Source organism: Blastomonas natatoria, from assembly GCF_003201955.1.
Classification (GTDB): domain Bacteria; phylum Pseudomonadota; class Alphaproteobacteria; order Sphingomonadales; family Sphingomonadaceae; genus Blastomonas; species Blastomonas natatoria.
In genome coordinates, this window is the sequence record NZ_QJJM01000031.1 from 1 (window position 1) to 8,812 (window position 8,812).

Annotated in this window: 11 protein-coding genes and 1 pseudogene; 3 read left to right on the forward strand and 9 right to left on the reverse strand. The window is 59.4% G+C overall.

Features of this window, described 5'->3' with window-relative positions:
* Window positions 1-538: 538 nt before the first annotated feature.
* Genes C7451_RS19180 through C7451_RS19220 form a run of 9 tightly spaced genes read right to left on the reverse strand, consistent with a single transcriptional unit; the run spans window position 539 to window position 7,178 of the window.
* Complete coding sequence (locus C7451_RS19180; RefSeq protein ID WP_066117341.1) at window positions 539-1,066, reverse strand: YybH family protein; 528 nt, start codon at window positions 1,064-1,066, stop codon at window positions 539-541.
* 31 nt (window positions 1,067-1,097) lie between these two features.
* Complete coding sequence (locus C7451_RS19185) at window positions 1,098-2,021, reverse strand: CopD family protein (protein ID WP_157759158.1); 924 nt, start codon at window positions 2,019-2,021, stop codon at window positions 1,098-1,100.
* A 7-nt stretch (window positions 2,022-2,028) separates the two neighbouring features.
* Window positions 2,029-2,418 carry a copper resistance protein CopC gene (locus tag C7451_RS19190; RefSeq protein WP_060977702.1) on the reverse strand — a complete coding sequence of 130 codons (390 nt, stop codon included), beginning with the start codon at window positions 2,416-2,418 and terminating at the stop codon, window positions 2,029-2,031.
* 16 nt (window positions 2,419-2,434) lie between these two features.
* Window positions 2,435-3,571, reverse strand: coding sequence for a copper resistance protein B (locus C7451_RS19195; RefSeq protein ID WP_110300453.1), 1,137 nt, complete (start codon window positions 3,569-3,571; stop codon window positions 2,435-2,437).
* A complete protein-coding gene (locus C7451_RS19200) occupies window positions 3,568-5,457 on the reverse strand; it encodes a copper resistance system multicopper oxidase (RefSeq protein ID WP_060977700.1) in 1,890 nt (629 codons plus the stop codon). Before C7451_RS19200 ends, C7451_RS19195 begins: the two co-directional genes overlap by 4 nt.
* Window positions 5,458-5,463: 6 nt before the next feature.
* Window positions 5,464-6,036 (reverse strand): RNA polymerase sigma factor, encoded by a 573-nt coding sequence (locus C7451_RS19205; RefSeq protein ID WP_060977699.1) that lies wholly within the window; start codon window positions 6,034-6,036, stop codon window positions 5,464-5,466.
* Window positions 6,033-6,470, reverse strand: a complete 438-nt coding sequence (locus C7451_RS19210; protein ID WP_060977698.1) for a periplasmic heavy metal sensor — start codon at window positions 6,468-6,470, stop codon at window positions 6,033-6,035. Before C7451_RS19210 ends, C7451_RS19205 begins: the two co-directional genes overlap by 4 nt.
* Entirely contained in the window at window positions 6,467-6,727 is a 261-nt protein-coding gene (locus C7451_RS19215; RefSeq protein WP_066044345.1) for a hypothetical protein, read from the reverse strand. The genes C7451_RS19210 and C7451_RS19215 overlap by 4 nt, the downstream gene beginning before the upstream one ends.
* 43 nt (window positions 6,728-6,770) lie before the next feature.
* A complete protein-coding gene (locus tag C7451_RS19220) occupies window positions 6,771-7,178 on the reverse strand; it encodes a MerR family transcriptional regulator (RefSeq protein WP_060977696.1) in 408 nt (135 codons plus the stop codon).
* Window positions 7,179-7,215: 37 nt separating this feature from the next.
* Here C7451_RS19220 and C7451_RS19225 point away from each other — a divergent pair, with 37 nt between their 5' ends.
* From C7451_RS19225 to C7451_RS20350, 3 genes and pseudogenes are all read left to right on the forward strand, one after another.
* Complete coding sequence (locus C7451_RS19225) at window positions 7,216-8,010, forward strand: MauE/DoxX family redox-associated membrane protein (RefSeq protein WP_244182037.1); 795 nt, start codon at window positions 7,216-7,218, stop codon at window positions 8,008-8,010.
* A 237-nt stretch (window positions 8,011-8,247) separates the two neighbouring features.
* Window positions 8,248-8,520, forward strand: coding sequence for a metal-sensitive transcriptional regulator (locus tag C7451_RS19230; RefSeq protein ID WP_060977694.1), 273 nt, complete (start codon window positions 8,248-8,250; stop codon window positions 8,518-8,520).
* A 94-nt stretch (window positions 8,521-8,614) separates the two neighbouring features.
* A pseudogene (locus C7451_RS20350) lies at window positions 8,615-8,713 on the forward strand (DUF305 domain-containing protein); the annotation flags it as partial.
* Between the last annotated feature and the right edge of the window lie 99 nt (window positions 8,714-8,812).

Genomic DNA, 8,812 nt, shown 5'->3' on the forward strand with positions numbered 1-8,812 from the left:
GCAAAGCCAGCTCGCCGACCTGCTCCCCTGGAACTGGCGACCCGCTCAAATCCAGCGTCAGGCTGCCTGAACCGCGGTACTCACCGCAGGCTTACGATCGAAAGCAGCTAATTCAAGGCTCTCCGCTCTGCCAATGGCGCAAAAGAGGCGCGCTGGTCGATCCGTTCAGATGACCACTGCGCCTATTCCTGACTTCCGGCAACACATCGGATGTGAAGTGTTGTGAGGGGTGCAGACCTGCTGGTCGGCGAAACTGTCAGCTTAAAAAGGGTGATCGCCGACTGCGATGAGGATGCCAACCGCATTAGCGCCGCCTTGCACGATCAGGGCACGATCCCGGTAGTCGCCGGTTGTCGCAATTGCACGGGCCCGATCCAATATGATGAACGCTGCCACAAAGACCGCTGGCAGGTCGAAGCAATGCTCGCTAGCCTCCAAGGACGTTCGCCGCACCGCTACCCGCTATGAGAAGCTCGCAGAAACTTTCTATCGGCGGTAAGCCTCGCCGTCGCCTTCTGGCCATGAATGAGTCCGGACCTTAATCGTTCGAGGCCGAAGACCAATGGATATGAACAATTCGCCATTGCCGATCGATCAATCGGAGCAACATCGTTTCAACCGAGCGGCTATTTATGGCCTGGTTGCGGTATGTGCCGGCAACAGTCTCGACGCTCAATACCCAGGCCATATTGTTCTGCGTGCCTTGGTTACGGCTGACAAGAGTTCTTGGAACTGCGGCGCTAAAGGCTGCATCAGACTTAAGGTGATGGCTGGCATATTCATCGCGGCTGTTTTCGACGCCACCTGATTCAAAAATCATAACGTCTTCCGCCAGCAACGCCAATGCACCAGCGGTGTTCCCGCTGGCAAGTGCTTCGTGGAAGGCCATAACTGTGCCGACCGGTGTTGCCGCATCGACAGGCGCGCCCGGATTTGCCGAAGTTGGCGTTCGCGGCGCGTCATGCGACCCCGGATGCGCGGCCGTCAGACTTAGTCCGATCGCCGCAATGCCAACGAGATAAGCAGCGCGTCGCCCCGCCAGCTGTATCATTTTGCCCTCGATCATCGTCTTTTTCCTCCCTCAATAAATTTCTTGGTTACATCATGATTGGCGACATCATGCCCAGCACGGCAACCAGTCCAATCACTCCAACGGCCAAAATCAACTCGCCTGCCAGGCTCCTACGGAGTCGCGATAGAGTGATTGAGGTTTCCATTCTCTCGCTCTCGCCATCCAGGGCCGCCTGCCGTCCGATCAGGGCGTTGTGCGCACCGAACGTAAGCATACTAACAAACAACACCACTTTCGCGGTCAGCAAGACGCCGTAGGGCGTGGTCAAGACCGAAACGCTGTTCTCCAGTTCAAAGATCAACTGCGCGTTGATAATGCCTGTCAGTGCGGCAGCGGCGACAAGTCCGACACCCAGCGGCGCGAATGCGTGCATCACGCGAAGTAGCGGCAAGACAGGGATTAGATCGGGCTGCCGATGAGCTTTGACCGTAAGCCACAGGAACCAGCAAATGGCACCCAGCCATAGGCTGGTGGACAGCAGATGGACGCCATCGTTCAAGCGGTGGAACAGGCCTAAACCACCTTCAGTCGCAGCCGCATGGCCACTCGAGCTGAGCGTCAGCAGCGCCCCGCCGAAGCATATAGGGGCAATCAACTGGACTGCCTTTCCGCCTTGCATAGCCAACAGCGCGCAAAGGCCGATAAACATCAACGCGAGACGTATCAGAAACGCCATACCCATCTCGGTGCCGACGATCATTGCTTCGATCATCGGCCAGTCGAGCGAAGCAACCGGCGCGCCCATCATCGCTGCAATCGACACCAGCATCAGCGCGATTGACAACAGCGGAGCACAAATGGCGACGAGGGTCAGAGCAGGTCTACCCTCATCCTGCGACACCCACTCCAGGTGGCGCAGCCTCGCCAGGTGAAATGCCGTCCAACCGAACAGGCCGAGCAGCAACGCATAATGCGCAAACCGCAGAACCTGTTCGGATAGCTCACCCATTTCCATATCAGCCGATGATGAAGTTGACTTTACCTGTCATGCGATGGCCGTCAGCCCCCGCAGCCTGCCAGCGCACCTCATAGGTTCCTTTGGCGAGCGGCTTTTTGAGGTTGAGCGTCATCGTCTTGTTGCCGTTCGACCAGGCAGTAGTGAAGTTGCGGATGGCCATGTCGCCGTGGTTTGCCATGCCCGGCATTCCGGTCATGACGATGCTTGCCGCCGCTGTCGGCGGGAGCAGCGCTTCATTGAATGTCAGCGTGACCACGCGCACGCTGCCAACGGTCGTGCCCTCCGCTGGAGTCGAAGCGACGACCTTTGTGTGAGCAAGCGCGGCGGACGAGAGAAGAATGGGTGCCGAAACTATAGCAAGGGCTGCATAAACAGATGCGAATTTCATGGGATATTCCTTTGCTTCAAAACCAGAAACGGATGCCGACGAGAAAATTGGTGACGCTGGGATCCTCGCCGCGCGCTCGGGCGTAATCGGCGCTGCCACCGAGGCGCCAGCTTTGTTCAATGCCGATATAGGGGGCAAACTCCCGGATAAATTCATAGCGCAGCCGCACACCGACCTCGACCGAGTCGATGCCTGACCCGATGCCGAGGCGCGGAATGTCTTGTGCCGACAGATTGACTTCGGCGCGCGGTTGCAGGATCAGACGCTGCGTGATGCGCTGGTCAACCTCGCCCTCAATCCGCGCGGTCAGATCGCCGCGCTGCGACAAGAACAATGCGGCGTCGACTTCGAACTGGTACGGCGAAAGCCCTTGCACGCCGATCACGGCATGCGTGGTGTCAGGTCCGCCGAAGTCTTGCCGCACGCCCGCCTGCAGATCCCAAAAGGGAGCAATGGCACGTGCGTAAAGTGCCTGAACCTCAGCGTCTTCGATCTGTTCGCCGAACGTCCCTTCGCCCTCACTCTTGAACCAGAACCGGCTCGTCGGGCCGCCATAATAACCTTGCAAGTCCCACAGGTAGCCATCTGCACCTTCGCGCACTTGTGTCTCGAACCGGTCGCCCTGAAACCAGAAGACCGGGAAATCGCCGTGGGTGCGTTGGAGATCCTCGCGCGAAGCTCGCATCGCGGCGGCGCCCCAAATGGCATCGGCAGCGCGAGGTGGACCGCTTCCAGCCTCAGGTGGCGGCGGGGTCTCCATGTCAGGTCCCGGCGATGCCGACACAGCGTCGTCCATCATGCCGTGATCCATGGTGCTATGATCCATATCCGCCATCGGATCTGCTGGATCAGATGCGGGCATCGCTGGCATGGCATGCCCGGCATGAGGGTCAACCGGCGGAGCTGTCGGTGTTCCAGGCATCGTGTGACCGGCATGCGGATCAGTAGGTGCAGGCGCTGGCGTTATCGGCGCACCGGGCATGATGTGCCCGGCATGGGGATCGGCGGGAGGAGTCGTCAGCGCAGGAGTAGGGCTCGGCGCAGGCGCAGGGGCAGGCATTGGCATTGCACGACCCTGATGCTGCGCCACTGCCGGCGCAGCAATCACCGCGCTACATAGCAATGCCGCATAAAGGACAGGCCGCACACTCATGCGCCGCCGCCCGGACCGACCACGGTCACAGTCTGCATCATCCCGCCATGCATGTGATACATCAGGTGGCAGTGAAACGCCCAGTCGCCCGGCTCATTGGCCGTGAGATCAAATTGCGCGCTGGCGCCAGGTTGCACAATCACGACATTCTTGCGCGGCTGATGTGCAGCGCTTTCCCCGTTGACCAGTTCGAAGAACATGCCGTGCAGATGGATCGGGTGCGCCATCATTGTATTGTTGACCAGCTTCACCCGCACCCGCTCGTTCCAGGCAAAGCGGATGGGTACATCGCTGACGGCGGAATACATCCGCCCGTCGAACGACCACATATAGCGTTCCATATTGCCGGTGAGGTGAAGCTCAAGGAGCCGCGACGGCTCGCGGGTGTCGCGATTGGGTTCGAGCGCAGTCAGCATCCGGTAATTGAGCACGCGGTGCGGCACGTCGCGCAAGCCAATTCCCGGATCGCCCATTTTGTCGACTGGCGCCATCGACACCATGTCGACACCGGGACTGATCGCGACGTCTGGTGGCAACAGCGTGGTGTCACGCATCTTCATGCCGTCCATGCTCATGCCGCCCATTGCCATACCTGCCATACCGCCATCTGCGGATTCTGCCGGACCCGCTGCTTGGCCATGGCCCATCGCTGCATGGTCCGTCGCGCCCATAGCCGCGCCGGCTGTACCACCCGTTGCGGCAGCATCGGCTGGCGCGACCTTGCTCATCGCGCCATGGTCCATGCCGCCCGAGCCGTGATCCATCCCCATGTCACCCATGGTCAGCAGCGGCGGATCGCGCAGCGCTGGCACAGTTGCGCGCGCACCGGGACGGCTTGCCAGCATCGCCAACGCCATCCCCGAGCGGTCCATGGACTCTGCCACGACGGCATAGGCCTCGTCGCTGCCTGGCGTAATAATGACGTCGTAGATTTCGGCGGTGCCGATCTGGAATTCGTCGACTTCGACCGGGCGCACATTCTGGCCATCGGCGGCGATGATGGTCATCGGCAGGCCGGGGATACGGACATTGAAGAAGCTCTGCGCCGATCCATTGATGATGCGCAACCGCACACGTTCTCCGGCTCGGAACAGATATTCCAACCCCTCGGTCGGTCCGCGGCCATTGGCGAGGAACGTGTAGGTCGGCGCGCCAATATCCATGATGTCCGTCGGCATCATCCGCATTTCGGCCCACATCCGCCGCTCTTCTGATGACAAGTCGTAATCGTCAGTCCAGCTGGTTTGCTGCCGATTGAAATAGCCTTCGCCGGTGCGCAGCCGCTGCATGATGAAATGGGGGTCGAGCACGGTGAAGTCGCTCACCAACAAAATGTAATCGCGATCATACTGAACCGGTTCTGCGCCCGCCGGATCGATAATCAGCGGGCCATAATGCCCGGACTGCTCCTGCAGTCCTGAGTGGCTATGATACCAATAGGTGCCCGCCTGCCGAACGGGGAATTCATAATTGAAAGTCTGGCCAGGCTTGATACCAGGAAAGCTGATGCCCGGAACCCCGTCCATCTGGAACGGCAACAAAAGGCCATGCCAGTGGATCGAGGTGTCCTCGCCGAGGTTGTTGGTCACATTGAAGCGCACACTCTGCCCCTCGCGCAGGCGAATAAGAGGGCCTGGAACACTTCCGTTCACCGCGATGCCGGGACCGCGGCGGCCTTCGATAATGCGATGACCACTCCCAACGGCAAGGTCGATCACGTCGCCGCTCAGTTCGCCAAACCCAGCAGGGATGCGCGGCCCACCTTTCCCGTGGGCGCCGCCGCGGTGCACGCTGTGTCCTTGTGCCCAAGCCGGCGTAGCGGCGAAAGCGGATGCCGCGCCAAGCGCGGCTATGAGGTGACGTCGAGTAAGGGGAGGACTGTTCATACACCTCTATACGCGCGGGTCGGTGTCACCCCTCAAAATAACCATCAATTTTTGACGCGCACGGTAAAGCCGCGTCTCGACCGCCTTGAGGCTGATGCCCAGCGTCATTGCTGTCTCCTGCTGGCTCAGACCCTCGATCGTGCACAGGATCAAAACGTCTTTCAGGCTGGCCGGTAGCTTGGCGATCGCGCGGGCGGCCGCAGCGAGCTCGGAGCGGTCTGCGACTAGTGTTTCCGTTGAAGGCGCATCATCGGCGATCCAGTCCGCGGCCTGTTCCGGCATCGGCAGGCCGATAAACCGCCTGACGGCTCGGCGACGGGCCCAGTCTCGGCATTTGTTGAGCGTGATAGCGCTGATCCAAGCCTTGAAAGGTCGCTCGGGATCATATCGGTTCAGCGCAGCAAACGCGGCGACGAACGCTTCCTGCGCAATATCGAAGGCTTCCTCAGTGTCGCCTGTCGCCGAGCGCGCAAGCCGGTACACGGTCTCACGGTAGCGTTCGACCAGTGCACGTTGCGCGCCGGGATCGCCAGCCCGTGCTCCGCGTATGAGCGCCGCATCCAGATTGGCAGGGGTCACTGCGGCTCAGCAGCGAGGCTCTTACTGACCACCGCATCGAACCGCGCCTGTTGATCGGGGCGGAGAATGGCCCGCATCGCAAAAACATGTTCGAGCGTTGCCTTCTGGAGATCCCCCATCGCGTCATGCGTGTCGTCCACGGCTGCGGAAACGCGGGGACCAAATTCATGTTCGGCGGCGATGGCGTCGCCGAGCAGTGCATTGCTGCGCCGGAGCCGGTCTTCGAGGGCCTCGCGCCGCGCAGCAAACTGGCGCTCCAACGCAGTCAATTCCTGTTCCTGAGCTGGGTCGAGGTCGAGCTCGCCATGGATCAGGGCGTGCAGTTCAGCCCCACCATGGTGCGGTGCGGGTTGAAGCATGCGTCCGAGCCATACGCCGATCAGCGCAAGCGCAATGATCAGCGCCGCTGCTAGGGCGATACGACGAAAATTCATTCCTGACCCAATGCAATCAGAGGAGTAAGCGAAGCCGAAGGTCCGAAGGCCGCAAGGGGCACTTCCGCGCGCGCCGGAACCTGAAGCCCGCTCACGACACCCATCCCGAGCGACACCACGAGCCCTAGGCCGAGCATCGCCCGCGTCTGCCTGACCTCGCCTTGCGCGCGCAAAGCCAGCCTCCCACCATCAATGCCGGAAAGGTCCGGCACAGGAAGTCTGGCCAATCGGGCGAGATTTTCGTCGAGATCCATCATGAAGCTCCTTCCGCATTATATACGCGGGCGCGGCAAAAACCCCTCATGTTGCCTCCATCTCTCCTGCATTTTCCTGCTCAATGCTGAAAGCATCGATTATGGGACAGGGTCCGGATTGCTCCGACGCGCAGTCATCGGCGAGCCTGACGAGGGCTCCCCGCATGGTTTGCAACGTGGCGATTTTGGCATCAAGCGCCGCGATCCGAACGCGCGCCAGATCCTGCGCAGCTGTCCGGTCGCCAGCATCCAGAGCGAGCAGCGTAGCAATCTCGTCAAGCGTGAACCCGGCGGTCTGCGCCGAGCGGATCGATTGCAAACGGCCGAGGTCGCTGCGCGTGTAACGGCGTGGCCCCTCATGACGCGCAGGCTGCGCGAGCAAGCCGCGCCGCTGATAATAGCGGATCGTTTCGACGTTGACCCCGCTTGCGCGGGCAAGTTCACCAATTTTCATTTTAGCCCTCGATCCCGTACCATGGTACGGAACCTATATGGGCTGCATTGCAGCGATTCAAAGGAAATCACCAATGCCCAAGCCCATAAAAACCGCCGTGCTCCACCGCATGGTCATGCCCAATCACACCTGCCCCTATGGCCTTAAATCCAAGCATCTGCTCGAAACGCGCGGCTATAAAGTGGATGATCGGCACCTCACCACGCGCGAACAAATCAATGCGTTCAAGGCTGAACACGGCGTTGCAACCACACCCCAAACCTTCATCGATGGTGAGCGGATTGGTGGGCATGACGACCTGCGGCGATTCTTCGGGATCAAGGTCCCCGATCCCAATGTGACCAGTTACCGCCCGGTCATCGCGCTCTTCGCCATGACCGCAGCGATGGCGATGGCAGCTGGCATCGCGGTCGATGGCACGGCTCTGAGCGTTCGCGTGGCCGAGTGGTTTATTGCCTTCAGCATGTGCGTGCTGGCGCTGCTCAAGCTCCAGAATGTCGACAAGTTCGCAACGATGTTCCTCAATTACGACCTGCTGGCGAAGCGCTGGGTGCCTTATGCGACCATCTATCCCTTCGCCGAGGGCTTGGCCGGTGTGCTGATGGTTTCGGGCCAATTGCATTGGCTTTCAATGCCGGTGGCGCTGTCCATCGGTACGATCGGTGCAATCTCGGTGTTCAAGGCGGTCTATATCGAGCGGCGCGAACTCAAATGCGCCTGCGTCGGCGGTGACAGTAATGTGCCGCTCGGTTTTGTCTCCCTGACGGAAAACCTTATGATGATCGCAATGGCCCTATGGATGTCGTCGATCGCTTTCATGCCGCATAGCTGAAACTCCTTCGTGAAAATACGCGGACACAAGCACAAGCTCGTCCGATCCATTCATTTCTCTCCCACCCACAGTCTGCAACCCCTGCGGCCATTTAAAAGGGATGTTAGATGGCCATCATCAGAAATTGCAAAACCCCGAGATAAAATTCACTCGGTAGGGGGTTACACTGGCGCGTTGCCTTTCACCGCGAATTTAGATACTATACCCCCCTTACCTATCTGAGTGAGACATTGTGTCGTGAGCAAAAGCAAAATTGATATCCTGAACCGCTTAAAACGGATTGAGGGGCAGGTCCGCGGCGTTTCGCAGATGATCGCAAATGACCGCTATTGCATCGATGTCTTGCATCAGGTGCAGGCCGTTAAAGCTGCCCTCTCAAAGGCAGAGAATGAAATTCTGAAAGATCACGCAGCGTCCTGCGTTTCCGAGGCCATTGCATCGGACGATGCCGCCGAACAACGCGTGAAGTTTAACGAACTGATCGACTTGTTCGAAAAGGTCAAACGATGACCCCAGCCCAAACCGAAGCCAAAACCACAACCACAAACACTTACCGCATGGTGGTGACGCTGCGGATGTCGCCAGCGCCGATGGGAGAAACGCAATGACTTACACTCGTTTTCTCGCGATGATAGCGACCTCGACTGTTGTGATGTTCGGCCTGATGTATCTGAACACATACGCACTCGATCATATCTTCTACTGTTAGAGCCTGATCCGAAATTAAGTTGAGTGGTGCCAGTGGGTTAGCTTGACGCCAGCCCAAGTCGTTGATTCAGGTGGTTTTGCGAAGACTACCGGA